At 60.2% G+C, this 23,577-nt stretch carries 26 protein-coding genes; 20 read left to right on the top strand and 6 right to left on the bottom strand.

Annotation, left to right across the window (positions count from 1 at the left end; translation table 11 throughout):
* Positions 1-500: 500 nt before the first annotated feature.
* The 3 genes from ACMGE0_RS21435 to ACMGE0_RS21425 all read left to right on the top strand — a co-directional run bounded on the left by ACMGE0_RS21435 (position 501) and on the right by ACMGE0_RS21425 (position 3,671).
* Complete coding sequence (locus ACMGE0_RS21435; RefSeq protein WP_436817919.1) at positions 501-2,144, top strand: alpha-amylase family protein; 1,644 nt, start codon at positions 501-503, stop codon at positions 2,142-2,144.
* Positions 2,141-3,133 (top strand): TIGR03885 family FMN-dependent LLM class oxidoreductase, encoded by a 993-nt coding sequence (locus ACMGE0_RS21430; protein WP_436817918.1) that lies wholly within the window; start codon positions 2,141-2,143, stop codon positions 3,131-3,133. The genes ACMGE0_RS21435 and ACMGE0_RS21430 overlap by 4 nt, the downstream gene beginning before the upstream one ends.
* A gap of 205 nt (positions 3,134-3,338) precedes the next feature.
* Positions 3,339-3,671, top strand: a complete 333-nt coding sequence (locus ACMGE0_RS21425; RefSeq protein ID WP_436817917.1) for a four-helix bundle copper-binding protein — start codon at positions 3,339-3,341, stop codon at positions 3,669-3,671.
* Between the two features lie 501 nt (positions 3,672-4,172).
* Here ACMGE0_RS21425 and ACMGE0_RS21420 read toward each other — a convergent pair.
* From ACMGE0_RS21420 to ACMGE0_RS21405, 4 genes are all read right to left on the bottom strand, one after another.
* Positions 4,173-4,475, bottom strand: a complete 303-nt coding sequence (locus ACMGE0_RS21420; protein ID WP_436817916.1) for a hypothetical protein — start codon at positions 4,473-4,475, stop codon at positions 4,173-4,175.
* 38 nt (positions 4,476-4,513) lie between these two features.
* Positions 4,514-4,735 carry a hypothetical protein gene (locus ACMGE0_RS21415; RefSeq protein WP_436817915.1) on the bottom strand — a complete coding sequence of 74 codons (222 nt, stop codon included), beginning with the start codon at positions 4,733-4,735 and terminating at the stop codon, positions 4,514-4,516.
* 256 nt (positions 4,736-4,991) lie between these two features.
* Complete coding sequence (locus ACMGE0_RS21410; RefSeq protein ID WP_436817914.1) at positions 4,992-5,153, bottom strand: hypothetical protein; 162 nt, start codon at positions 5,151-5,153, stop codon at positions 4,992-4,994.
* Between the two features lie 114 nt (positions 5,154-5,267).
* Entirely contained in the window at positions 5,268-5,477 is a 210-nt protein-coding gene (locus ACMGE0_RS21405) for a cold-shock protein (RefSeq protein ID WP_436817913.1), read from the bottom strand.
* A 725-nt stretch (positions 5,478-6,202) separates the two neighbouring features.
* Here ACMGE0_RS21405 and ACMGE0_RS21400 point away from each other — a divergent pair.
* Positions 6,203-6,340 carry a hypothetical protein gene (locus ACMGE0_RS21400; protein ID WP_436817912.1) on the top strand — a complete coding sequence of 46 codons (138 nt, stop codon included), beginning with the start codon at positions 6,203-6,205 and terminating at the stop codon, positions 6,338-6,340.
* A 39-nt stretch (positions 6,341-6,379) separates the two neighbouring features.
* Here the strand turns inward: ACMGE0_RS21400 and ACMGE0_RS21395 are convergent, their stop codons facing one another.
* Positions 6,380-7,156 carry a hypothetical protein gene (locus tag ACMGE0_RS21395; RefSeq protein WP_436817911.1) on the bottom strand — a complete coding sequence of 259 codons (777 nt, stop codon included), beginning with the start codon at positions 7,154-7,156 and terminating at the stop codon, positions 6,380-6,382.
* 651 nt (positions 7,157-7,807) lie between these two features.
* Here ACMGE0_RS21395 and ACMGE0_RS21390 point away from each other — a divergent pair.
* The 5 genes from ACMGE0_RS21390 (at position 7,808) to ACMGE0_RS21370 (ending at position 9,483) form a co-directional block, all read left to right on the top strand.
* Positions 7,808-8,002, top strand: a complete 195-nt coding sequence (locus tag ACMGE0_RS21390; RefSeq protein ID WP_436817910.1) for a hypothetical protein — start codon at positions 7,808-7,810, stop codon at positions 8,000-8,002.
* Between the two features lie 61 nt (positions 8,003-8,063).
* Positions 8,064-8,309, top strand: coding sequence for a hypothetical protein (locus ACMGE0_RS21385; protein WP_436817909.1), 246 nt, complete (start codon positions 8,064-8,066; stop codon positions 8,307-8,309).
* Positions 8,310-8,437: 128 nt separating this feature from the next.
* Positions 8,438-8,731, top strand: coding sequence for a hypothetical protein (locus ACMGE0_RS21380; protein WP_436817908.1), 294 nt, complete (start codon positions 8,438-8,440; stop codon positions 8,729-8,731).
* A gap of 214 nt (positions 8,732-8,945) precedes the next feature.
* The gene (locus ACMGE0_RS21375) at positions 8,946-9,206 is read left to right on the top strand and encodes a DUF1488 family protein (protein WP_436817907.1); all 261 of its coding nucleotides are present in this window, start codon (positions 8,946-8,948) and stop codon (positions 9,204-9,206) included.
* 94 nt (positions 9,207-9,300) lie between these two features.
* Positions 9,301-9,483 (top strand): hypothetical protein, encoded by a 183-nt coding sequence (locus tag ACMGE0_RS21370; RefSeq protein ID WP_436817906.1) that lies wholly within the window; start codon positions 9,301-9,303, stop codon positions 9,481-9,483.
* Between the two features lie 56 nt (positions 9,484-9,539).
* Here ACMGE0_RS21370 and ACMGE0_RS21365 read toward each other — a convergent pair whose 3' ends face one another.
* Positions 9,540-9,830, bottom strand: a complete 291-nt coding sequence (locus ACMGE0_RS21365; RefSeq protein ID WP_436817905.1) for a DUF982 domain-containing protein — start codon at positions 9,828-9,830, stop codon at positions 9,540-9,542.
* 748 nt (positions 9,831-10,578) lie between these two features.
* On the opposite strand from ACMGE0_RS21365, the gene ACMGE0_RS21360 reads away from it, so the two are divergent.
* The 11 genes from ACMGE0_RS21360 to ACMGE0_RS21310 all read left to right on the top strand — a co-directional run bounded on the left by ACMGE0_RS21360 (position 10,579) and on the right by ACMGE0_RS21310 (position 23,428).
* The gene (locus ACMGE0_RS21360; protein WP_436817904.1) at positions 10,579-11,727 is read left to right on the top strand and encodes an enolase C-terminal domain-like protein; all 1,149 of its coding nucleotides are present in this window, start codon (positions 10,579-10,581) and stop codon (positions 11,725-11,727) included.
* Between the two features lie 49 nt (positions 11,728-11,776).
* Entirely contained in the window at positions 11,777-13,381 is a 1,605-nt protein-coding gene (locus ACMGE0_RS21355) for an ABC transporter substrate-binding protein (protein ID WP_436817903.1), read from the top strand.
* A gap of 81 nt (positions 13,382-13,462) precedes the next feature.
* A complete protein-coding gene (locus ACMGE0_RS21350; protein WP_436817902.1) occupies positions 13,463-14,494 on the top strand; it encodes an ABC transporter permease in 1,032 nt (343 codons plus the stop codon).
* Positions 14,491-15,414, top strand: a complete 924-nt coding sequence (locus ACMGE0_RS21345) for an ABC transporter permease (protein WP_436817901.1) — start codon at positions 14,491-14,493, stop codon at positions 15,412-15,414. The genes ACMGE0_RS21350 and ACMGE0_RS21345 overlap by 4 nt, the downstream gene beginning before the upstream one ends.
* Positions 15,415-15,424: 10 nt before the next feature.
* Positions 15,425-16,267: an ABC transporter ATP-binding protein gene (locus ACMGE0_RS21340; RefSeq protein WP_436817900.1), complete on the top strand. Its 843-nt coding sequence runs from the start codon at positions 15,425-15,427 to the stop codon at positions 16,265-16,267.
* A 9-nt stretch (positions 16,268-16,276) separates the two neighbouring features.
* Positions 16,277-17,089 carry an ABC transporter ATP-binding protein gene (locus ACMGE0_RS21335; protein ID WP_436817899.1) on the top strand — a complete coding sequence of 271 codons (813 nt, stop codon included), beginning with the start codon at positions 16,277-16,279 and terminating at the stop codon, positions 17,087-17,089.
* A gap of 5 nt (positions 17,090-17,094) precedes the next feature.
* Positions 17,095-18,159, top strand: coding sequence for an Ldh family oxidoreductase (locus ACMGE0_RS21330; protein WP_436817898.1), 1,065 nt, complete (start codon positions 17,095-17,097; stop codon positions 18,157-18,159).
* 131 nt (positions 18,160-18,290) lie between these two features.
* Positions 18,291-19,280 (top strand): lactonase family protein, encoded by a 990-nt coding sequence (locus ACMGE0_RS21325; RefSeq protein WP_436817897.1) that lies wholly within the window; start codon positions 18,291-18,293, stop codon positions 19,278-19,280.
* A gap of 367 nt (positions 19,281-19,647) precedes the next feature.
* On the top strand, positions 19,648-20,664 hold the full coding sequence (locus ACMGE0_RS21320) for an ABC transporter ATP-binding protein (protein ID WP_436817896.1): 1,017 nt from the start codon (positions 19,648-19,650) through the stop codon (positions 20,662-20,664).
* Positions 20,661-21,725 carry an ABC transporter ATP-binding protein gene (locus tag ACMGE0_RS21315; RefSeq protein ID WP_436817895.1) on the top strand — a complete coding sequence of 355 codons (1,065 nt, stop codon included), beginning with the start codon at positions 20,661-20,663 and terminating at the stop codon, positions 21,723-21,725. Before ACMGE0_RS21320 ends, ACMGE0_RS21315 begins: the two co-directional genes overlap by 4 nt.
* A 137-nt stretch (positions 21,726-21,862) precedes the next feature.
* The gene (locus tag ACMGE0_RS21310; RefSeq protein ID WP_436817894.1) at positions 21,863-23,428 is read left to right on the top strand and encodes an ABC transporter substrate-binding protein; all 1,566 of its coding nucleotides are present in this window, start codon (positions 21,863-21,865) and stop codon (positions 23,426-23,428) included.
* Positions 23,429-23,577: the final 149 nt, after the last annotated feature.

Genomic DNA, 23,577 nt, shown 5'->3' with positions numbered 1-23,577 from the left:
TTCATGGCCGTGTCCGCAGGCTCAAAAGCACGACCCATCCGAGGACGCGCCATCATACATGTCCCGATAGCGGTTTCCGGGAGTGAGAAACAGTCCGCGACAGCGCGGCGAAATCGGCAAACATCCACGGATCAAAGCGAGTCCTTGACACCCTCTTCGCCAGAGAACCAGGCACTTCCGATAGCGAAGTGCTTCAAGCCGGCCAGCCGTATGCGGCACGACCGGTGACAAACCAGCGGAGATCCACGAACCGTAGCTCGGTATAGGAGTGGCGTCCGTCCCTGACCCAACTGGAATTGCCTGCCTTGAGCATTTAGGCTACCGGAGGAGGGGTGGCGCTTTCACGTTTCCCTGGGCAAAACTCGCCCTATTGGCACTGTCGAGTTGAAGACCTTCCGCAAATCGCCGCGGGGGGAGGTCAAAAATAACGGCGCGGGAACTTGCCGGTCTTCGAACCGTTTATGCACGTTCGAGAAGAAGATGGCAGGAGATCCGCGGGAGTGCAGAATCCGAGCAGCACCTGGTATGAAGAGGCGGTCATCTACAGCATCGATGTCGAAAAGTTCGCCGATGGAAACGGCGACGGCATCGGCGACTTCATCGGGCTGACGGAGAAGCTGACCTATCTTTCCGAGCTTGGCATCACCTGCATCTGGCTCCTGCCGTTCTATCGCAGCCCCGACCGCGATAACGGCTATGATGTCAGCGACTTCTATTCCGTCAATCCGAAGGTCGGAACGCTCGACGATTTCCTGGCGTTTTTGCACAGCGCCGGAGAACATGGTATCCGCGTCGTGATCGATCTGGTGGTCAATCATACATCCGACCAGCATCCCTGGTTCCAGGCTGCGCGGCGGGACGACGAGACCCGCTATCGCGATTACTATGTCTGGAGCGCCGATCCCCCGCCGGTTGCGGCAGGAGCCAAATCGATCTTTCCCGGCGAAGTGAACAGTCTCTGGACTTATGACGAGGTCGCCCGTGCTTATTATTTCCATCACTTCTACGACTTTCAGCCGGAGCTGAATGCTGCAAATCCTCAGGTGCGCGAGGAAATCCTGCGGATCGTTGACTATTGGATTGCCTTCGGCGTCAGTGGCTTCCGGCTCGACGCAGCCCCCCTCATCATCGCGGACAAGGGGCTCGAACATGCCAATCCTCGCGATCCGCATGGCATTCTCAGGCAGATCGGAGCCTATCTGCAGAGCCGCCGGCCGGGCGGGGTGCTTCTTGGAGAAGTCAATCTTCCACCGGAAGCGTCCGACGCGTTCTTCGGCGAGGGTGACCAGCTCCAGCTTCTGCTCAACTTCATGCTCGCCTGCTATCTTTTCGCCGGCTTCGCCCGGGAGGAAGCTGCGGCAATCAACCAGGGACTGAGCCTTCTTCCGGAACCCCCGCCGGGCTGCGGCTGGGTCAATTTCCTGCGCAATCTCGACGAACTCGATTTCTCCCGAGTGCCGCCGGATTTGAAGCAGGCGGCGTTTGACGCCTTCGCTCCGAAGAAGGAAATGCAGGTCTTTGGACGGGGCATCCGGCGCCGCATCGCACCTATGCTGAACGGAGACCAGCGGCGGATCGAGCTTGCCTTCAGCATCGTCTTTTCGCTGAAGGGGCCGCCCCTCATCGTCTACGGAGATGAGATCGGCATCGGCGAAGATCTTTCCCAGCCTGGACGCAATGCCGTTCGGGTGCCGATGCAATGGTCGGCTGAGAAGAATGGTGGGTTCTCAAAGGCGAATGCAGGAACGCTGAGCCAACCGGCCGTAGCCGAAGGTCCTTTCTCCTACAGGAAAGTGAATGTCGCCGATCAGCAGAAAGACCCCGGTTCCCTGTTGAACAGGATCAAACGGTTCATCAGCCTTCGCCGAAGCCAGCCGATTTTCACGAAAGGGCGGCCGGTGAGGCTCAGCGCGGCCGATCCCGCAGTTCTGGTGCATGGTTTCGAAGACGCGGGTGCCCTGCTGTTGCTCGTCCACAATCTGGCCGGCCGGCGGATCGAGACCGAGATCCACTTCGGCGGCATGCGGCCCAGGCGTTTTCGCGACCTGATGAACGAGGTCGAATTCGAGGTCGCGGAAAATCCGGGCCTGAAACTCGAGCCCTATTCCTATCGCTGGCTGATTTCCGAAGGGAACGGAGGATGACGCTCATCGGCTATCACGCCTCCCACGAACAGTTTTCGCCGGGTGAACTCCTCGGCTATGTGCAGGCTGCCGAGGCGGCAGGTTTTGCGGCGGTGATGTCTTCCGACCACCTGACGCCATGGAGCGAACGGCAGGGCCAGTCGGGTTTCGCCTGGGCCTGGCTCGGGGCGGCGCTGCAGGCGACGCAGGTCATTCCATTCGGCATCATCACAGTTCCCCTGGGCTGGCGCTATCATCCGGTCGTCACGGCGCAGGCGGCCGCGACGGTTGCCGAGATGTTTCCGGGGCGGTTTCCATGGATGGCCGTCGGCAGCGGCCAGGCCATGAACGAGCATGTGGTGGGCGAACGCTGGCCATCGAAGCGGGAGCGGAACGAACGGCTGCAGGCGGCGGCCGGGATTATCCGCGATCTTTGGTCGGGAAAATTGGTGAGCCGCGAGGGCCCGATCAGAGTGGACGAGGCGCGCATTCATACTCTACCCAGGGAACTGCCCCGCCTCGTCGCCGGCGCCCTGTCGCCCGAGACGGCGGAATGGGCGGGAAGCTGGGCCGACGCGCTGATCACAATCAACCAGCCGCAGGAGAGCCTCCGGAAGATCGTCGACGCTTTCAGGCGTGGCGGCGGAGAGGGCAAGCCGCTCTATCTGCAGGTGCATCTGTCCTATGCCCGTTCGGACGACGAGGCTCGCGCGAATGCCTTCGACCAGTGGCGGAGCAACGCGACGACCGCGGCGGTCTCGGAAACGCTCCGTCTGCCGGAGGAGTTCGATCAGGCTTGCGCCAAGGTGCGGCCGGACGACATGGATCAGCATGTGCGCATTTCGGCCGATCCGCGTCGGCACATGGAGTGGCTGCAAGCCGATGCGGCCATGGGTTTCGAGCAGATCTACGTCCACAATGTCGGGCGCAATCAGCGGGAATTCATAGATGCCTTCGGGCGAGAGATCTTGCCCCGGCTGAAGAACGAGGAGCGCGAAAATCCGAAATAACCGCTCGGGAACTCTTCTTCCTCCTCGCTGTTCGAGGGGGCAGCTCGCGCCGGACCATTGAAAACGAGCTAAAGCGTAAGGGATCGACCGACAAGAAATCCGGCAACTCGGGCGAAAATTGAAACAGAAGGGGGCTGGGCCGGCCGCGTTCGGCCTGCCGCCTCCGCCGTCGGGATCAGCAAGCTCAGCTCACGGAGGATTTCCTATGACGCATATCGATCCCAAGATGAAGGAATGTATCGACAATTGCCTTACCTGCTATTCCGTCTGTCTCTCGACGGCGATGAACCATTGCCTTGAAATGGGTGGCAAGCATACGGAGCCTGCGCATTTTAGGCTGATGATGGCTTGCGCCGAAATCTGCCGGACGGCAGCACATTTCATGTTGATCGGTACGCAGCACCACAAGCACACGTGCGGCGAATGCGCTGAAATCTGTGAAGAGTGCGCGGCGGATTGCCGGCGGGTCGGCGACATGGACGAGTGTGTCGAGGCCTGCCGTAAGTGTGCCGAAAGCTGCCGCCGTATGGCTGCATAAGAACCGCTTGATCGACCGCAGGCAAGGAAACCGGAATACGGTGCTTGACGCTGTTAATTCTCTGGCTGCCGATTCGCTGCGGGCCTCTTCTTCAGTCTACCGGGGCGGGGGACTCACCGCTTCCTGCATGCTAAGTTGATGATGATCGATGAACGCAAAGACCATCCCGGCCGTTTGCCATCCTTCAAGAGGATCGCATGACGGACCCGACAATGCGATATGCTGTGCGCGAGGAAATGGATCGGAGTTGGACCGTCTATGACGTCTTCACAGGCTTGCCTGCCAAACCATCGACGTGGTTTCTCGTAGACCTGTCCGAGAGGCAGGCAGAAATGTACTGTACCATTGTCAATGCAAAAGATGCCGCTCGCCGCCGGGAACGCGATTGAACTGGCATCGGTAGGGGAATGAAAGTTCCGGACGTCGGTGAATTGCCGCCATCCTACCAGCATCGGCTTCTGCCAGAAGGCACCCGCAATACTGTTGGCATCGCGGCACCGGTCATTCACCGCGATTAAGTCTCAGGTTGTCGCGGCAACGATCGAGGGTCGCCTGTAGCACGTCCACCCCAAGCTTAAGTCCTTCGACCTCGGCTTCGATGGGAATGCCCTCGGAAATGGTGTTCTTGGCCTCCAGGAGGAGTTCTCTTTCAAGCTCATCGAACCAGGCCGGTCCTTCCTCCGCCCGCGTGGCGGCGAGTTTTTCGATCACCGTCTGCAGTGCCGGCCCAAGCATTGTCACTACGGCGCTCAAGTTCAGGACCGTGAACTCCCCCGATGTCGGAGCTACGTTTCTATCGGTCATTCTTTCCTCCTTTTGACAGTCGGCTCTCGAGGTGCAAATCAGTCAATGAAGTCGAAAGATTGTGGTTCCGAACCTGCAGGCATAGATTCACGTACCATGGCAGCCAACCTGCCACACGGCGAACTGGGCTCGACGGAGTGCCCGAGAAGCTTTGACGCCGCATGAAAATGGTCGTCTGCTTCTACTTCAAGGGCGGTTCCGGCAGGCACACCGGGGCGATCGATGTCGTCGAGATATGTTTGAACCAGATATGTCGCCATTCGTCACGCCTCGAGTTCGCATTCCGGTGCTGAAGGCTTGCTTAGCCGGCCGCCTTCGCGTCGACGGTCTTCGACTGACAGCCTATCCACGGATAGGCTGGGGGGTGCCACTTGCGATCCAAGCGGATCGATACGCTATGGCACGGCGCATTGTATGCCCTCTGGTCGGGCAACGCAAAAGGGCGCAGACGCGCCCCTTCTCGGATCATTCAGCTGTCCGCGGCAACTTGCGGATCGCCTGGATCGGCTCCTGCCGCTACTTTCTGCGCCCCTTGTCCGTCTTGGTCTTGGTAGACGACGACGTCTTCGCGTCGTAACCCTGACCGTGGTTCGTGCCGCCAAGATGGCCGCCACCGCTGGTATTCGCAACTTGGCGCTGGGCCTTTTTCAGCTGCTGCTCAGCATTACTCTTTTTCATGAAAACTCTTTTATGTGAGAAAAAATAAAGGCCGGGCGAGAACCCGACCTTCTCAATCGCTTCGACAATCCCTGCCGGTACATCCGTGGTCAAAGACGGGAAGCGATTATGGGCTTATACGACCTGCAGGTTTTCTGCGGCGCTCTTGCCCGAGCGCTTGTCCTCGACAAGATCATAGCTGACCTTCTGGCCTTCGCTAAGATACGTCATGCCCGAGCGCTCGACCGCGGAGATGTGGACGAACACGTCCTTCGAGCCGTCGGAGGGCTGGATGAAGCCGAAGCCTTTCGCAGTGTTGAAGAATTTTACGATACCATTGTTCATGACGATCATCCTTTCAATCGTTATGCCAGCCGCGCGGCAACGTGCCGGCGACAATAGATCGATTTTGAAAGGAAAGATCAGCTCGTGCGCAAATGCGCAAAAACGAAGCTCGACAAGCAATCTCGATGCGAGAGCATTAGGTTGCAAGTGTGTTCATAGAAAGGCGCGCACGTTGAATAGCGTCAGCGCCGTTAAAAGGAGGGGATGTGTAGCTGCCCAGGCTTCATCACGCTATCCGCCTCCCATTGCCTTTGTCAGGGCAAGAGTGCATGCTGCAAACGTCGGCAGCCATTTAAAGGGCGCTGCTGCTTCAGGGGTTCTCATACCCTGGCCCCAATGAAAGGAGGACGCCATGTCTTCCATCCTTCACCCAAAAAGCATTTCTCGTAATCTGGTCCGGGTTAGCGGCTCGGGATATCAGGAGAATATTGAACTCGGCGAAGCCGGCGAGCGCGCTCGACATGCAGAATTGGCCATCAGCCTCTTTCGGGCAGGCATCACCGGAGCAGGGATCACGTTGTCTCGTTTGAACGGTCATGGTCCCAAAAGGTCTCGCGTTACGGTTTCGGGGGAGACGGGATCCATCGGCATTGCAGCTTATCTGAACGAGCGACGGGATACAGCAATGCCTCTGCTATTCACGCGCTTTGGCCGACGGACGGCAGCGAGGCACCCATGCATCGCTGTGAACAACCTTACACACAATCGACACAAGGGAGACTGAAATGGCCAAAGGTCAAATGCGCAGCAATCGGGAAGCACGAAAACCGAAGAAGGATAAAAGTGCAGTTCCGGTGGTTGCGGTCCAGGGGGCGCAGGTCAAGCTTGCAGGCAACCTCAGCCTGGGCAAGAAACCCAGATGAATTTCGGCGGGGCGCCGGGTATGGCGCCTCCGCAGCCATTTACTCGATGACGCAGCCGCCGCTGCGGAGTTGATAAGGACGGTTGCAGTCCCAGGCGTTGCCGGTCGAATTGAAATGCGCGTTCTCAGGAAGCCTGATCGGTGAACATTCGTCTGCTTTCATTTCGAAGCCCCGATCGCATTTCCACTTCTGCCCATAGGGCACGTCGACGAAAATAGCGTTCTTCGGAACCTGAACGGCAACACACGCCTGGTCCGTCTTCTCAAAGCCCCGGTCGCACCTCCACTCATCGCCGCTGGTTGTCAGATAGCCATGAGCGGGAACTTCGAGTTTGACGCATGCCTGACCGGTTGCGCGATAGCCTCTTTCGCACTCCCACCCTGAGCCCTGGGTCGAATCCGACAAGAATGCATTCTCTGGAACTTTGATAGGATCACAGCGCGCATCGCTTTGGCGGTATCCGCGCAGACATCTCCAGCGATCGCCGGAATATGGGTCGAGATAAGCGTTGTCCGGAATCTGAACGGCGAGGCATTGATCGCCCTTCTCGATGAATCCATAGTGGCAGTCCCAGCCCTTGCCGTAAGTGGCATTGGTCAGGAAGGCATTGTCCGGAAGCCTCACCTCAAAGCAGGCGTCATCCTGCCTTCGAAAGCCGTGGATGCACTCCCAGCCGGAGCCATAGGGGCTTGCCTTGGCATTTTCAGGAACCGGCTTCGCGGACTGGCCGAACGCCCCACAGCTGAGTACCGATGCAAAAAGGAGCAGGAGCGTGGTTGTCGTCAGGGCCAGGCCCTTGTGAGATCGTCGGTACATAAGTTGGTCTCCAATAGGCTTACGCCCGACATCTCCAAGCCGGAAGGCTCAGGAGGATGTCAGGTCGATAGGCGGAAAAGGGCGAAGATTGTTGCGGTACGAGCCTACCGGGGGTTCAAACTTCTTTTCGGAGCTGCCACAGGATCGATGCAGACCGGCGATATTTGCGGACCCGCGAGTGGCGGCTCTTGAAGACGTCGTCCTTTGAAAACGGCGGCCATTCCATCTCGGTGATTTCGAGGGTGCCGCTCGCCGATGCCGCGGGCGTTCACGAGTATCTTCTGAAAATAAATGAGGAAATTCGCATGCGAGGAGCGGGACGACATCGCGTCCTCCTCTTGTCGGGGCTAGGGCGCACATTGGTCCCTCAGGCGGCAGCGCCCTGACCAGTTGCAGCCGACACGGTACCTTGGACTTCATTTCCGCCTTTGGCAAGCGGCGCTTTGGTCATCGAGACTTCGCCTTGAAAGAGGCACACTACATCGCTATATGAAGGGTCACGTTTTCAGCCTTTTCGGCTACCTGATCCTCCCGGCTCAGCCGGTTGCTTGGCTAACCTTGATTTTGCGAACGTTTCGAACTCCGCCTTATCGGCTGGAGATGTTTGCACCGGACGTTGTTCGTCTCGCAGGCCATAACGAGGATACCATCATGATCAATACCGCCCGCCACACCGCCGAAGGCCTGTTCAAGCGCCCGGACGTCGAAGATGGGTCCAATGCAGCGAAGTTGCGAGACTTCCGCAGCAGGCAAATCCTCCGAACACGGGAGATGAAGCTTACGGAGATGCGACAGCGCCTTGACAAGCGCGCGGATCCAGCCGCCCCGCCCGCCCTTTTCCGTTGACCATAGGGCGTAAAGCCGAGCCTTCTCCTCGGTAAATCCCCTGATCGTAAGGAATCAAAACATGGCAGCTTTCGATTACAGTGCCGGCGCGGGGCTTTACCCATGCAAAACCATCAAGAGGAGGAGTCGCCTCCGCTATAAGAGGTTTGATTCTGCCGCGGAAGCTCTTCGTTTCGCAATCGAGGACATGCCGGCCTCTCTGCTTCGAGGTTCTGTCCTCGAAGTCGAGGAAGCGCGTTTTGACGGTGTGCAGATGCGCAAGCTTTACGAGGCCGAGGGATATCCGCTGACGCGACGGGGGGCGTGAAGCGGCGGCGCTGACATGATGCTACATCTGCGGGACCGACCGCTATGCTGAGATAACCTTCGAACACAGCCAAAGACTACAGGCGGTAAATTCTCAAAAGATTGCTCGCCCCATTCAAGGACTGAACATTGAACACGATTACGCTTACACCCGCACAGATCAGAGGCCTGAAGCTCGCCAAGGACGGAGACCTGTTTCCGCAGGAGGCCAACAAGTGGACGCATCTCAATGCCGCCGTCACCTACGCAAGGAACGACCGGTTTCAGGAGCGGCCGCAAAAAATCAAATTTCTGACGACCGCGACATTGGCTACATTGCGGGAATTCGGCCTTCTGCGCAGTCTCAATCCCGACGTGAAGACGGAGGAGGCCGCCCATGGGATTACCATGGCTGGCAAAATGTGGCTTCTGAAGAACAAGTGAGTCCGAGCGTGAGGCGTGGGTTTCTCGTCTGTCAAACTATGGCGATCTCCCCTTGCAATTGCTCCAGGCAGACTCATATGGACTTAAGGTAGTCTATTCCGCGCGAGCGGTCAGATGCGGGGCGCGGGTCTCGCGACAATGAAGGAAGGCGATGCGTCTTCTGTCGAGATCGCCGGTCTCGAACCAATGGCGACCAATTTGAATCGGAGCCGTCATGGCCCTTATGTTTCCGAACAGAAGCCGCAGCTTCGACGAAGTGCGCAACGTCGTGCGCTTCCTGGGCTATGACGGCATGTTCGAGGTCCGGTTTTTCGTAGAGGCTGCCGCCCTTGCAAAAACGACGGCCGGAATGTCGGAGGCGGACTATCTCAGAGCCTTCGATGCCGCCCGCTCCAATATCCACGAAGCTGCGACGAGGCTTTATCATCCCAAGCGCGGGACGATTTATACGCTCACGGCTGCGGATTTAGGATAGCCGCCATCTTTCGGAGCCGGCCAGCGAGGGTCCAATGAATAACAGAACAAGCGTTAGAAAGGTCGCCTTCCGGAAACCCTTCAAGTTGCCTGGGATGGAGAGGGCCCACGCGCCCGGCGAATTCGATGTGCAGGTGGACGAAGAGCCGCTCGATGTCACGTGGGAAGGTTATCACAGGACGATGACCTTCATGTTGACGTCTGGCGGACTTACCGAGGCTTTCAGCATTACCGAAGCTGCGCTTGATGAGGCGCTGGCCAGCGACCGCCAGGAATAGCTCGCCAAGAATAGCTCAGTCGAGCAAGAGAGCTTACGCCGCGTAAAATTTAGCGATTATCTCAGCCGGAAATCTGCCTGCGCGCATGCGGCGATGAAGTCATCACGCATTTCTTCGGGCGTGATCAAACCCTTCAGAGCGTCATAACAGCGATGGCGCGCTCTCCAGTAAGGGAAACCCGACTGGATGGCTCGATTGTCGCTCAGATATTGAAGGGCGTCCTGAGGGCCGGTTACCCTTCGGGTCGGCTCGCCCTCAATGGCAACGTACACCGGCACCTTCCAGCGTGTTCCAAATTCAACCCTTATGACGCCGGAGGTCACGGCCACTCCATTGTTGTTGGACAATAAGGCGTCCTTAGAAATTCCACGGCAGCAAAGTTCAAGCCAGTCACTGCTCCAGGAGCGCGATGTCGATGCAACTGTGCAGAAAGTATCGGAGTGCGGAAGAGAACGTAGTCCTCCTCGATTGGAGCCAAGACAAGCCGGCCGCCCCTACGGCGACGCCCGTGTCAGTTGTTCTCGACCACGCATATTGGTGCGGGATTAAGTCCTAACAAAGGCGGACAGAGATCGGACGCGTCGATGGCGGTTTCGATGTGAAACTTGAGACTCACCTGAGTGAGAAGCAACAGCCGGCAAGCCGAAAGGGGCAGGAGAACCATTTGCGAATACTGGTTTGTGGTCTGATTGCCTGGCTCCCGCACGCCTACCTTGAAGGCGATTGCAGCTATAACGGGTGCTGACACCCTTCACCGAACATCTGGACTTTCAGAGATATATGATAAGGCTGGAAATTTTTCATACAAGCTGAACCGGAAAGGTAACCGGCGCCTACTTTGCATCAGGCCTCTAATAAGAGGGCTGTTCTCTCCAAGGTGCAAATTTACTGTGTTGAAAGCTGATACTATACAACTTCGGCTTCATCGTCGGGAAGATCGAGGTTGGCACAACGATCGCTTGCGGTTGACAAGGCAGATATGATGAGTGTACCGAAGTAATCATATGCGAATGGGAGGACTTCGACACGATACGGGGACGTGTCGTCGGTAGGCATGCGAGTCCGGCGGCGCCGGCTCGGTCGGGGAGGGGTATTGTGAAAGTCGTAGATATCCGCACGGATATTTTTTTCCATACAAGTTATCGCTCGCAGGACAGCGGCGGCCATTCCCATCCCGGCCCGGGCAAGCGGGTGAAGCATGCGCTTCTAAGGATCGTCGCGGACGACGGCACGGAAGGCTATTCCTTCCAGCATCCCGAGCAACTCAGCGCCGCAATTCTCGATTCCTATGTCCGGCCTGTCCTTGCCGGACAAGACCCGCTGGCGCGAGAGCGGCTCTTCGACGAAATGGTGCATCGGCAGCGCGGGTCCGGAGGCCGTTTCAACGACCGTTCGCTGAGCGCGGTCGACCAGGCCTTATGGGATCTGGCCGGCCGCAAGGCGGGGATGCCCGTCTACAAGCTCATCGGCGCCTATCGCGACAAAATCCTCGCCTACGGCTCCATCATGTGCGGCGACGACCTGCCGGGCGGACTTTCAAGCCCCGAGGATTACGCGGCCTATTCGGTCAAACTGGTCGAGCGCGGTTACAGGGCGGTCAAGCTGCATACCTGGTTCCCGCCCATGCCCGGCGCGCCCGATCCCAAAATGGAAATCGCCGCCTGCGCCGCCGTGCGCGAGGCGGTCGGACCCGACATCAGGCTCATGCTGGACGGTTACCACTGGTACAGCCGCACGGATGCGCTGCGCATCGGCCGCGCCCTCGAGAAGCTGGATTTCGAATGGTTCGAGGAGCCGATGGACGAGACCAGCATGTCGTCCTACGCCTGGCTCGCGGACAAGCTCGATATCCCGGTTCTCGGCCCCGAGACGATTTCCGGCAAAAACCGCAGCCGCGCCGAATGGGTCAGGCATGAGGCGAGCGATATCCTGCGCACCGGCGTCCTTAACGCCGGCGGCATCACGCCTTCGCTGAAGGTGATGCACACCGCCCATTCCTTCGGTCTCAATTGCGAGGTGCATGGCAATGGCGCCGCCAACCTGGCTCTGTGCCTGTCCAGTGCCAACTGCGACTGGTACGAGCGGGGGCTCCTGCACCCTTTCCTCGATTACGAGCAACCGCCCGAATATCTGCGCGGCATCGTCGATCCGATGGACGGGGAGGGATACGTCCATGGTTCAGCGCAGCCAGGCTTGGGAGAAGACATCGATTTTGAATACATCGAAGCCAACCTCGCAAGGTGAGCCATCACCTTAGGAGGCTTGGTTTGTCGGGATATCAGTGGAGGAGACCATGAAATTTCGAACCTTGTTGGCTACGCTTGCCGTAAGCGCGCTTGTCGGTCTTGGTAACGTGCCGGCTTTTGCCAAAACGCCGGACGACCAGCTCGTCATCGGCGTCAGTCTTGTCAACATGCTCTCGCTGGACCCCGCGGCCATGAGCGGCCGCGAGTCGATGGAGATGAACTCCAACGTCTATGACCAACTGGTCGAGTCCGATCCGGTCAACCTCGGCACTTATCATCCGCGGCTTGCCAAGAGCTGGGAGATCGCCGACGACCACATGTCGATCACGTTCAAGCTGCGCGACGACGTCAAGTTCAATTCCGGTAACCCGCTGACTGCCGAGGACTTCATCTGGTCCTTCTGGCGCGCCTTCAAACTCGGCATCGGTGGCTCCACGCTGCGCGTCTACGGCTATACGGCCGATAATATCCGCGAGCTCGTCACCGCGCCCGATCCCCACACCATCGTGATGCGCCTGCCGAAGCCGAACGATCCGATGCTGCTTCTGGATGTGGTTTCCTCCACCGGCGTGCTGATGGTCATCGACAAGAAGCTCGCGTTGGAGCACGCAAAGGATGGCGACGAGGGGCAGGCTTGGCTGACCACCCATAGCGCGGGCTCCGGCCCGTATGTGCTGCGGAACTGGCAGGCGAACAATTCTGTCATCCTCGAACGGTCGGATGACTATTGGGGCGAAAAGCCCAAACTCCGCCGCATCATCTATCGGCACATGCCGGAATCGCAGTCGCAACGACTTGCCCTTCAACGCGCTGATATCGATATCGCCATGGGCATGGCGGTATCCGATATCACCGCCCTTCAAAAAGACGAGAAGCTGAAGACCGCTCCTGTCCGCTCCGGCAACGTCTATTATCTCGCCGCGAGCATGAAGGACGACAAATATGCCAACAAGAACGTTCGTCTGGCCCTGCGCCATCTGATCGATTACGAGGGGATCAACAACACGATCCTGCCCTTCTACGGCAAGCTGCTGCAGCGCCCCGTGCCGCCCGGCCTCCCCGGCTCGCTGCCCGATCCGATGTACAAGTTCGATGCCGAGCTGGCGAAGAAATACCTTGCCGAGGCAGGCTATCCGAACGGCTTCAGCACCACGATACGGGTGCTTGCGGACTCGCCTTTCGTCAACATCGCCACGGCGCTCCAGGCGACCCTCGCACAGGGCGGCATCAAGGCGGAAATCCTGACCGGCAACGGCGATCAGGTTTACGGAGCCATGCGCGCCCGGAGCTTCGAACTGATCGTCGGCCGCGGCGGCGACCGCAACGGGTCCAACGCGTATTCGGCGCTGATGGCGCTGGCCTACAATCCCAACAATGCCGACGACGCCAAGCTGTTTACGCTTCAGGCCTGGAGGACCGGCTTCTACAGCGCCGAGATCAACGAGATGCTCGATCAGGCACTTCTCGAACCGGACGCCGCCAAGCAGAAGAAGATGTACGAGGATATCCAGCTTCTTTATGAGCAGCTGGTACCGAGCCTGCAGCCGATCTCGCTGAGCTACGATACGGTCGTCTATCAGGCCGATCTGGTGAACTACATCCCGCATCCGTTCCAGAACACCCGCTATCGCGACACTTACAAGCAGCGTTGATCGCATCGGCGTGGCGGCCTGGCCGCCACGCCGGCCCGCCCCATCGGGTTACAGGGGTGGGTTACAGGGGCAGGAAGATCGATGAACCGGTTTCTTAGACGCAATAAACTCAAGAAGGCCACGCAGTCGCTTGCATCGGTGCTCGCTACGTTGCTGCTACTCGTCACCCTTACCTTTTTTCTTGGGCAGGTCATGCCGGTCGACGTGGTGGCGCGCCTTGTCGGCCCCGATGCCGACCAGGCGACCTATCAGGCGACTTACGAGCGCCTCGGGCTGGACCAGCCCATCATCGTCCAGTTCGGACTTTACATTACACGCATGCTGCAGGGCGATTTCGGCACCGCCTTGCTGACCGGCAACCGGGTGTCCGATGATCTGCTCCGGGTCTTTCCGGCCACCATCGAGCTCGGCACCCTTGCGCTTCTGATCGGTGCCGGCATCGGCGTGCCGCTCGGCGTCTTGGCGGCCGTGCAGCGCAACCGCCTTGCCGACCACATCATACGCGTGGCTACGCTCCTCGGTCATTCGGTGCCGATCTTCTGGATCGGCCTGATGGGGCTTCTGCTCTTCTATTCCTATCTCGGCTGGGTCGGTGGCGGAGGCCGTGTGGAAATCTACTATGACGGCCTCGTGGAGCCTCGCACCGGACTGCTTCTGGTGGATTCGTTGCTCGCTGGTGATGCCGAGGTGTTCTGGAGCGCGGTCCGTCACATCGTCCTGCCGGCAAGCGTGCTCGGCTATGCGTCCATGGCGTCGCTCTGCAGGCTTACGCGCAGCTTCATGATCGATCAGCTCTCGCAGGAGTATATCACCGCCGCGCGCGTGAAGGGCGTGTCGGAATGGAACGTGGTCTGGCATCACGCTTTCCGTAACATCCGCGTCCAGCTTCTGACCGTGATCGCGCTGACCTACGGCAGCATGCTGGAAGGCGCGGTTCTGATCGAGACCATCTTCGCCTGGCCGGGATTTGGTCAGTATCTCACCAACAACCTGCTTCTGGGCGACATGAACGCCATCATGGTCTGCGTGCTGCTCGTCGGCGTCATCTTCATCACGTTGAACATAGTCGCCGATCTTCTTTACAAAATCTTCGATCCGAGGACGGTCCAATGAGCGCAGAGGCACACGAGGCGCCGGCCCGGCGGAAGAAGGTCGCCTTCCTCGACCGCGAGGCGACTTCCGTCGCCGAGGCATCTCTCCAGCGCCTCCTGAACGGCATTTACGCCTTTCTGTCCAACGGACTGGCGGTCGTTGGGTTCGCCATCATCCTGCTGCTGATCGCCGTGGCGATCTTCGCACCATGGATCGCCACGCATGATCCCAATCTGCAGAACCTCTCCATGGCGCTGAAGCCGCCTTCGGCTCACAACTGGTTCGGAACCGACGAGTACGGCCGCGACATCTTCAGCCGTATCGTCTACGGCTCGCGCGTCACGCTCTACATCGTTACGCTTGTGACGATCACCGTCGGTCCGCTGGGCCTGATCATCGGCGCGGTCTCGGGCTATTATGGCGGACTGGTCGACATGATCGTCATGCGCATAACCGACCTGTTTCTCGCTTTCCCTGGCCTGATCCTGACCTTGACTTTCGTCGCCATCCTTGGCCCGGGCCTGGAACAGGCGGTGCTTGCGATCGCCTTGACGGGTTGGCCCGCGATCGCCCGCCTTGCCCGCGCCGAAACTATGACCATCCGGTCGTCCGACTACATAGCGGCGACCCGGCTGCAAGGAGCCTCCTCGCTCCGCATCATCTTCGGCTCGATCATCCCGGTGTGCCTGTCGTCGGTGATCGTGCGCGTCACGCTCGGCATGGCGAGTGTGATCCTGACGGCGGCCGGACTGGGCTTTCTCGGCCTCGGCGCCCAGCCGCCGACGCCGGAATGGGGCGCCATGACGTCGGCGGGGCGCGAATACATGCTCGACAGCTGGTGGATCGTCACCGCACCGGGCATCGCCATCATGATCGTCAGCCTCGCCTTCAACCTTTTCGGAGATGGATTACGCGATGTCCTCGATCCCAAGAGCAAATGAGGCCGAGGCCGTGCAGACGCCTCTGATCGAGGTGCGCGACCTGCGCATAGGCTTCCAGATGCAGCGCGGCATCTTTCAGGCCATTCACGGCGTGTCCTTGACGCTCGGTCGAGAAAAGCTGGCGATTGTCGGCGAATCCGGTTCCGGAAAATCGACGGTGGGCCGCGCGATCATGAGGCTCAGCCCGCCGAGCGCGATCGTGACGGCCGAACGGCTCGCTTTCAAGGACATGGACCTGTTGACGGCGAGCAAGAAGGAACTGCGGGAGATGCGCGGCAGCCACATCTCCTTGATCATGCAGGACCCGAAATACTCGCTCAATCCCGTCATCACAGTCGGCGAGCAGATTGCGGAAGCCTATCGTACCCATCACAAGGTCTCGCGCCGCGAGAGCCGCGAGCGTGCGCTGAGCATGCTCGAAGCCGTGCAGATACGCTCACCGAAGCGGGTCTATGATCTTTATCCGCACCAGGTCTCGGGCGGCATGGGTCAGCGCATCATGATCGCGATGATGCTGATCTCGGACCCGCAGGTGCTGATCGCGGACGAGCCGACCTCGGCGCTGGACGTCACGGTTAGGCTGCAGGTGCTTGCCATTCTCGACGACATGGTGAAGGAGCGTGGACTGGGCATGATCTTCATCAGCCACGACCTGAACCTCGTCCGCTCGTTCTGCGACCGCGTCATCATCATGTATGCCGGGCGTATCGTCGAGACCATCGCCGCCGCCGACCTCGATAATGTGCAGCATCCCTACAGCCAGGGGCTGCTCAACTCGCTGCCGCGCCTGGACCGGAAACGAGACCGCCTGCCGGTGATCAAGCGTGATCCGAGCTGGCTGGAAGCCGTATAGGAGAACGCCATGACTGCCATATCGGTCAGGAACCTGTCGATCGTCTTCGGTGAGGACGACAATGCGGCCAAGGTTTTGGACAATGTCAGCTTCGAGGTCGAGAAAGGCGAGGTATTTGGCCTCGTCGGAGAATCCGGTTCGGGCAAATCCACCGTGTTGCGCTGTATCGCCGGCCTTTACACCCATTGGACCGGAGAAATCCTGGTGGACGGGCAGCCGGTCGGGCCGCAGCTTACCAAAGAACGCTGCCGCACGATTCAAATGGTCTTTCAGGATCCTTACGGCTCCCTGCACCCCAAGCACACGGTGCAGACCACGCTCGCCGCACCCCTGCGTATCCAGGGCATCGGCGACATCGACCGGCGCATCACGGACGCGCTGCGCGACGTCGGACTGGCGCCGCATCTGCGTTTCCGATATCCGCACCAGCTTTCCGGAGGCCAGCGCCAGCGCGTGGCGATCGCCCGCGCGCTTATTCTGAGGCCATCGATACTGCTGCTCGACGAGCCCACATCGGCGCTCGACGTTTCCGTCCAGGCGGAAGTCCTGAATGTGCTGAGCGATATCCGCGACCGGGAAGGGCTGACTTATCTTCTCGTCAGCCATGACCTCGCCGTGATCGGGCACATGTGTCGGCGGCTCGCCGTGATGCAGCAGGGGGTGATCGAGGAAATCGTGGACTATGAGGCGCTTTCCGCGGGACGTGCCGCCAAGGCCTATTCCCGCATGCTTTTCGACGCGAGCCACCATTACGACCGTGCCATGGCGCGCGACATCACAGCGGCCCGGCAGGCGGGCAATGGCATGGTGCAGGGAGTTTGAGCGTCGTGGCATCATCCTTCGACTATGAGGCGCTTCGCCGCTTCGCCGCCGATCTTCTGGCCGCTGCCGGCTTGCCTGAGCGTTATGGCCGAACGGTTGCGGAGGTTCTGCTGGAAGGAGATCTCATGGGCCATGATACGCATGGCCTGCAACTCCTGCCCTCCTATCTCGCTTCGTTGAAAGCGGGGACGATGACGGCGGAGGGAAATCAGGACGTCTTGCGGGACACGGGGGCGGCCGCCATCTGGGACGGCCGCAGCCTGCCGGGACCGTGGCTCATCTGCGAAGGCATGAAGCTCGGCATCGAGCGTGCGGCCACCCACGGCACGTTCACGCTATCCATTCGCCGCAGCCATCACACCGCCGCGCTGACCTCCTATCTGAAACCGGTCACGGACAGGGGGCTCGTCGCATTGCTGGCGGTTTCCGATCCCACCCAGGCGATGGTCGCGCCCTTCGGCGGCACGGTTCCGCTCTATACGACCAACCCCTATGCGGCCGGCATTCCTACGGACGGCGATCCGATCCTGATCGACGTCAGCACGTCGGCGACCACCAATGGCATGGTCAACCGGCTGCGTCAGGCCGGCGAAGCCTTCGGCTATGACGCGCTGCTCGACGCAGAGGGCAATCCGACGGGCGACCCTGCCGTCCGTTTTGCGGATGCGCCGGGTTCGATCATGCCGCTCGGTGGCATGCAGAACGGCCACAAGGGTTTCGGCCTCGGCCTGCTCGTGGAAGCCCTCGCCAACGCGCTCGCGGGATACGGACGCGCGGACGGCCCGACAGGCTGGCAGGCGGGGGTCTTCATCCAGGTGCTCGATCCCGAATTTTTCGGCGGCCGCGCGGCGTTCCTGAGGGAAACGGGCTGGCTCGCGGGCGAGGTGCGCAATAACCCGCCGCGCGATCCGTCGCGGCCTGTCCGGCTGCCGGGACAGCGGGGGCTTGCGCTCAGGCGCCAGATGCTGGCGCATGGTGTAAGACTTGGCGACGGCATCGTCGCAGGGCTTGAGAAAGCCGCTGCGGAGTTTGGCGTGCCAATGATCGGCGGCTCTGCGGAGATGAAGTGATGCAGCATAATCCGCAAACGCATTTTCACGACCGGTGCCGTCGGGATCATAGGGGCGGACCTGCATCGGCAGCTAAGAAGTTTGCCGCTGGCATCAGCCTGTTTCCCGCCGCCAGATAACCGCACCGTACGATGCAAAACCGCTTTATCCTCTGCTGTGCGGGCGATCATTCTCTGGACAGCTACGAACTGGATATGGACGGTACGCCGCATTTGGTCGGCCGGTACAGGCTTCCCGAAGCTGACGGGCGCAACGGCTCGGCACCGATGGCGGCAAGTCCTGACGGGCGGTTCCTCTATGTGGCCTTTCGCGGCCTTCCTTACCGGGTCTATGTGTTTGAAATAGCGGAGACGGAGCTTCGCCATGTCGGCACCGCTCCGCTGCCGGCGGACATGTGTCATATCAGTTTCGATACGACGGGGCGTTACCTCTTCGGCGCTTCATTCGAGGGCGGAGTGATCTCGGTCAGCGAGATCGGGGAAGATCGTCTACCGGCACGGACACGTATTATACCGACACCGCCAAACCCGCATTTCGTGACGATTACCGCCGCCAACCGGCGGCTGCTGGTTCCGTCGCTGAGCGCCGATCTGCTGCTGATCTACGATTTCGACGGACTTTCCGGTCTCGTGAGGCTGGCGGATCGGGTGAAATTGGCAGCTGGAAGCGGCCCCCGGCACCTGGCAATGGTCCCCACGACCGGCCAATGGTTTCTCATCAGCGAGAAGGCGGGCACGGTCACGTCGATTGTGGAGGACGAGAAAAATCGCTTCTCGGCCGGTGCAGTTCTATCGATCCTTCAGCATCCGCCCGTCGTGCCGAAAGCGAGCGACATCAGGATAAGCCGTGACAGCAACGCGCTTTACGCCGCCGAGCGAAACGAAGGCCGCATAGGGATATTCGATATTTCCACGCATGGGTGTTTGACACGGCTTGGCGAGGCCACGACCACGCCGTTCCCGCGCGTAATGGCGGCGGATCGATCAGGGCGTTTCCTGCTTGTCGCGAGCGAAAAGACGAGCCAGCTCGCAGTTCATCCCATCGATCTCCGATCAGGCATGTTACGGGCGGCAAGGCTCCATCCGACAGGTCTCCGTCCAAGCTGGATAAGCGTGCTTTAGAGCGTTTCAGGTGCAGGGTTGCCGCTGCTGCGGAAATCGCAGAATTCCGTCGCGCATGTACAATTGCGAAACGTCCGGGGCAATCTGAACAAAGTTGACGGCGCGCCTACGGATCGTCGCTGATATCCGGTAGCGCCTGATCGCCAGCTTCCTCTTTCATCCGCCACAATTTTCATTCCGACCGCTCTGGGGCTTTCGCCTTCGTGAAGTGTATTGTATACATGGCGAGGCTTTCGGGAGGAGCCGGCCCTGCGTATCAGGATCCTTGACGGGTTTCTGGCGTGGTGGAGGAAAAAGCGTGGCAGCCACCTGCATTTCACATGTTTAATATGCGGGCGGCGGGCCGACAGGGGAGGAGCAAGGCCGGATGCAGCAGCTTGCCGAGGCCACAACGGCCGACCAGGACACGCTTCTGGATATCCAGAACCTGACCTTGTCATTGCGTGACGAGCAGGGTTGGGTCGAAGTCCTCAACAATGTTTCGCTTTCGGTGAAGCCGAAGGAGATTCTCGGCGTCGTCGGCGAGAGCGGTTGCGGCAAGTCGATGACCGCGCTCTCGATTCTCCGGCTCCTGCCGCCACGCGATTCCCGCCTCGGCGGAAAGGTCGTGTTCGGCGGCCAGAACCTCGTTTCCTGTCCGGAATCGCAGATGAATCGGATTCGCGGGCGACATATCAGCATGATTTTCCAGGAGCCGATGAGCGCCCTCGATCCGGTGTTCACCGTGGGCTACCAGATCGAGGAGACCCTTCAGCGGCACTTCAGGCTCAGCCGCAAAGAGGCGGCGGAGCGCGCCGTCGCGGCCCTGGATTCGGTCGGCATCGCGTCACCGCGGCACGTCGCGACGCTCTATCCGATGAACCTTTCGGGCGGTATGCGCCAGCGTGTGATGATCGCCATGGCGCTGGTCTGCGAGCCGCGCCTGCTCATCGCCGACGAGCCGACCACGGCCCTCGACGTGACGATCCAGGCACAGATCATGGACCTGCTTCTGGGCCTGGCCGACAGGACCGGCACGGCCATCATGTTCATCACCCATAATCTCGGCCTGGTCGCGCAAAGCTGTCATCGGATGGTCACGATGTATGCAGGACAGGTCGTCGAGAGCGGCCCGGTGAGGGATGTCATCGCCGATCCCCGTCATCCCTACACGTCCGGGCTCCTGCATTCGATACCCGACAGCAACCGCGCGCGCGGCACCCTGCCGTCGATCGCCGGTCGCGTACCTTCGCTACGCCATATGCCGACGGGCTGTCGCTTCGGGCCGCGCTGTTCCTATTCCGCACGGCCCTGCGAGCTGCCTCAAAGCATCGAGAATACCGACCGCAGGGAAGTGCGCTGCAATCGCTGGGAAGAACTCGAATTGAGGAGCGTCGAAGCATGAGTGGAAGTGCCTCTCCCGACCGGATGGCGCTGCAGGTCGACGACCTTCACGTCAGCTTCGGCAATGCGCGGCGCGGCTCCCTCATCCGCGCCGTCGACGGTGTCAGCTTCAGCGTTCGCGAAGGAGAAATCTTCGGCGTGATCGGTGAATCCGGTTCCGGCAAGTCGACGCTCGGACGCTGTCTTGTCGGCCTGCTCACGCCGAGCGGCGGCGGAGTGCTGCATGGCGACATCGATCCGTTCAAATTTTCCCGCCGCGAGCTCAATCGTCACCGGCGCAAGTACCAGATCGTATCGCAGGATCCGAATGCGGCCTTCGATCCGCGCATGACCATCCTTCAGAGCGTCTGCGAGCCGCTTAACATCGTCGGCGATGGTACGAAAGCGGAGCGACGCGAGAAGGCATTCGAAATGCTGGACCGGGTGGCGTTGTCGCCCGAGATGGCCAACCGTTATCCGCACGAGATTTCCGGCGGACAGAAGCAGCGCGCCAATATCGCGCGGGCACTCATGCTGGACCCGAACGTGATCGTCTGCGACGAGGTAGTGGCGGCGCTCGACGTCTCGATCCAGGCCGACATGCTCAACCTCTTCGCGCGCCTGCAGGAGCAGTTCGGCCTCACCTACGTCTTCATCAGCCATGATCTCAGGGTGGTCAGCCATATCAGCGACCGCGTGGCGGTGATGTATTTCGGCAAGATCGTCGAATTCGGCCCCGCCCACGCTGTGATCGACACGCCGCTGCATCCCTATACGGAGGCGCTGCGGTCGGCCGAACCGGAGATTATTCCGGCTGGAGCCGATGCCCGGCGCAGGATCATCCTGCAGGGCGAGATACCGAGCGCCATCGCGCCGCCGAGCGGATGTCGTTTCCATACACGCTGTCCGCGAATGCGGGACATCTGTCGCACACAGCAACCCCAGCAGCGGGAATTGCTGCCGGGGCGGCATGTCGCATGTCATTTCGCCGAGGAGATGCTCGACGAAAGGGAGAGGAGGAGCCTTGGCCTGGGAGGGAGCGGTGCCGGGCAAGGCGCGTCCGCCACGGAAGCGCTGACATAGAGCAGTTTCGGGCGTGCGTGGCGGCTTTCCGTTCGGAATTCTATGAAAACAAGTAGATAGCGCGTTTTGGCGTTACGGGAAAAGCAGAATACGCATAGTGGCCAAGCACGGCCGGTCATGATCAAGGAGGAGAAGACGTGACCAGAAATCTGTACGGAAGGATACCGAACCTTACCCGTCGCTCGCTGCTGGCCGGAACGGCCGCCGTGGGCGGCCTGGCTGTGCTGCCGGCAATGGCACGTGCTCAGGCCCCGCAGCCGAGATCGGGCGGAACCCTCAGGGTCGTGATACCGTTCAACCCGGCCGCGCTCGATCCGCTGACGGGCCGCAACAACCCCGATTTCAATACGCTTCTCATGATGTTCGACGCGCTGATCGGCTTCGATCCGCAGACGCTCGAACTCCAGCCGATGCTGGCAACGTCATGGAAGTTCACCGACCCGACCACGCTGGTTCTCGAACTGCGTCAGGGCGTCGAGTTCCACGACGGCACGCCGTTCAATGCCGATGCGGTGGTCTTCCATCTTCAGCGCTGCATGACTTACGAGCGTTCGAACGTCAAATCGGACCTTGCTGTCGTCGATAAGATCGAGGCGACCGGTCCGTATCAGGTTTCGTTGAAGCTGAAATATCCGGACGCCACCCTGCCTTCGGTCCTGACGGATCGTGCGGGCCTCATCGTGTCGCCCGCCTCGGTCAAGGCTGCCGCCGGCGGCAATGTCGACCGCGCGCCGGTTGGCACCGGGCCGTTCAAGTTCGTGGAATGGCAGGACAACACGATCATCAAGGTGACGAAGAACGCCAACTACTGGGGCGACGCGCCCTATCTCGACGCGATCGATGTCCGCATCGTCAACGAGTTCAACACGGCCGTGCGCACGGTGACCGCCGGTGAATCCGATATCGTCCTCAACATGAGCGCGCAGCAGATGGCGGTTGCCAGGCGCGACCCCAAACTGGTCGCCGAAGCGACACCGTCGATGATCTACTATACGTCCTTCCTGAACTACGGCGAGGGACCGCTGAAAGACGTTCGTGTTCGTCAGGCGATGAACTGGGCGCTCGACCGTCCGGTGCTCAATCAGGTCCTCTGGGGCGGTCTCGGCGGCGGACATTGCAGCATGTTCCCGACAGGCTTCTGGGCCAATGATCCTGCGACCGAGAACTTCTACACGAAGGATATCGATCGTGCGAAGTCGCTGCTGAAGGAGGCGGGGTTTGCCAATGGCATCGAGATCGCAACCTTCACCTGGGCCGACCAGGCGGCGGTCCAGCGCCAGGAAGTCGTGAGCGCCCAGCTTGCAGAGGCGGGTATCCGGCTGAAGGTCACCCCGGCGCAGCCGGCGCAGACGATGCAATACTTCCTCACCGAGAAAAAGGGCCAGATGCTGATGACCCCGACGGGCGGTCTTCCCGATCCGGCCACGGCCTACGACCGTCAGTTCTCCGCGACCGCCTACCGCAACGCGGCCAAGGTCGAGCTGCCGGGCTATCGCGAACTCATGGATGCGTCCATGAATACGTTCGATCAGGCCAAGCGTCAGGAAGTCCTCCATAAGATGCAGCGTTTCGTGCTGGAAAACGCTCTGCACCTGCCGCAATTTGCGTCCGCCGGCATTATCGTGCGCACGCCGAAAGTGCATGGTTTCAACTTCAGCCTGCTGCAGCGCCCGCGCTTCCACAAGGTGTGGATGGAGGCGTGAGGTCAAGCGATGTGATGCCTCGATGCTTGGCAGGATCGAGGTATCGTCCGGAACCGGAGCAGGACGGGTCCGCCTGTCCTGCTCCCCCAAGGGCGTCGCCCGGCAAATCGGATGTTTCTGCGGGCCGCTCTAACGGCCTGTACCAATAG

Source organism: Neorhizobium descurainiae, assembly GCF_051400715.1.
Lineage (GTDB): Bacteria > Pseudomonadota > Alphaproteobacteria > Rhizobiales > Rhizobiaceae > Neorhizobium.
The sequence above is the reverse complement of the archived record's forward strand: the minus strand, read 5'-3'. Positions and strand labels throughout refer to the sequence as shown.

Excerpts from the sequence above, each read along its gene's own strand:
- ACMGE0_RS21430 (WP_436817918.1), top strand. The coding sequence starts at position 2,141 with ATGACGCTCATCGGCTATCACGCCTCCCACGAACAGTTTTCGCCGGGT.
- ACMGE0_RS21390 (WP_436817910.1), top strand. The coding sequence starts at position 7,808 with ATGATCAATACCGCCCGCCACACCGCCGAAGGCCTGTTCAAGCGCCCG.
- ACMGE0_RS21410 (WP_436817914.1), bottom strand. The coding sequence starts at position 5,153 with ATGAAAAAGAGTAATGCTGAGCAGCAGCTGAAAAAGGCCCAGCGCCAA.
- ACMGE0_RS21325 (WP_436817897.1), top strand. The coding sequence starts at position 18,291 with ATGCAAAACCGCTTTATCCTCTGCTGTGCGGGCGATCATTCTCTGGAC.
- ACMGE0_RS21375 (WP_436817907.1), top strand. The coding sequence starts at position 8,946 with ATGGCCCTTATGTTTCCGAACAGAAGCCGCAGCTTCGACGAAGTGCGC.
- ACMGE0_RS21345 (WP_436817901.1), top strand. The coding sequence starts at position 14,491 with ATGAGCGCAGAGGCACACGAGGCGCCGGCCCGGCGGAAGAAGGTCGCC.
- ACMGE0_RS21400 (WP_436817912.1), top strand. The coding sequence starts at position 6,203 with ATGGCCAAAGGTCAAATGCGCAGCAATCGGGAAGCACGAAAACCGAAG.
- ACMGE0_RS21335 (WP_436817899.1), top strand. The coding sequence starts at position 16,277 with ATGACTGCCATATCGGTCAGGAACCTGTCGATCGTCTTCGGTGAGGAC.
- ACMGE0_RS21350 (WP_436817902.1), top strand. The coding sequence starts at position 13,463 with ATGAACCGGTTTCTTAGACGCAATAAACTCAAGAAGGCCACGCAGTCG.
- ACMGE0_RS21370 (WP_436817906.1), top strand. The coding sequence starts at position 9,301 with ATGGAGAGGGCCCACGCGCCCGGCGAATTCGATGTGCAGGTGGACGAA.
- ACMGE0_RS21385 (WP_436817909.1), top strand. The coding sequence starts at position 8,064 with ATGGCAGCTTTCGATTACAGTGCCGGCGCGGGGCTTTACCCATGCAAA.
- ACMGE0_RS21355 (WP_436817903.1), top strand. The coding sequence starts at position 11,777 with ATGAAATTTCGAACCTTGTTGGCTACGCTTGCCGTAAGCGCGCTTGTC.
- ACMGE0_RS21405 (WP_436817913.1), bottom strand. The coding sequence starts at position 5,477 with ATGAACAATGGTATCGTAAAATTCTTCAACACTGCGAAAGGCTTCGGC.
- ACMGE0_RS21395 (WP_436817911.1), bottom strand. The coding sequence starts at position 7,156 with ATGTACCGACGATCTCACAAGGGCCTGGCCCTGACGACAACCACGCTC.
- ACMGE0_RS21320 (WP_436817896.1), top strand. The coding sequence starts at position 19,648 with ATGCAGCAGCTTGCCGAGGCCACAACGGCCGACCAGGACACGCTTCTG.
- ACMGE0_RS21415 (WP_436817915.1), bottom strand. The coding sequence starts at position 4,735 with ATGGCGACATATCTGGTTCAAACATATCTCGACGACATCGATCGCCCC.
- ACMGE0_RS21420 (WP_436817916.1), bottom strand. The coding sequence starts at position 4,475 with ATGACCGATAGAAACGTAGCTCCGACATCGGGGGAGTTCACGGTCCTG.
- ACMGE0_RS21315 (WP_436817895.1), top strand. The coding sequence starts at position 20,661 with ATGAGTGGAAGTGCCTCTCCCGACCGGATGGCGCTGCAGGTCGACGAC.
- ACMGE0_RS21425 (WP_436817917.1), top strand. The coding sequence starts at position 3,339 with ATGACGCATATCGATCCCAAGATGAAGGAATGTATCGACAATTGCCTT.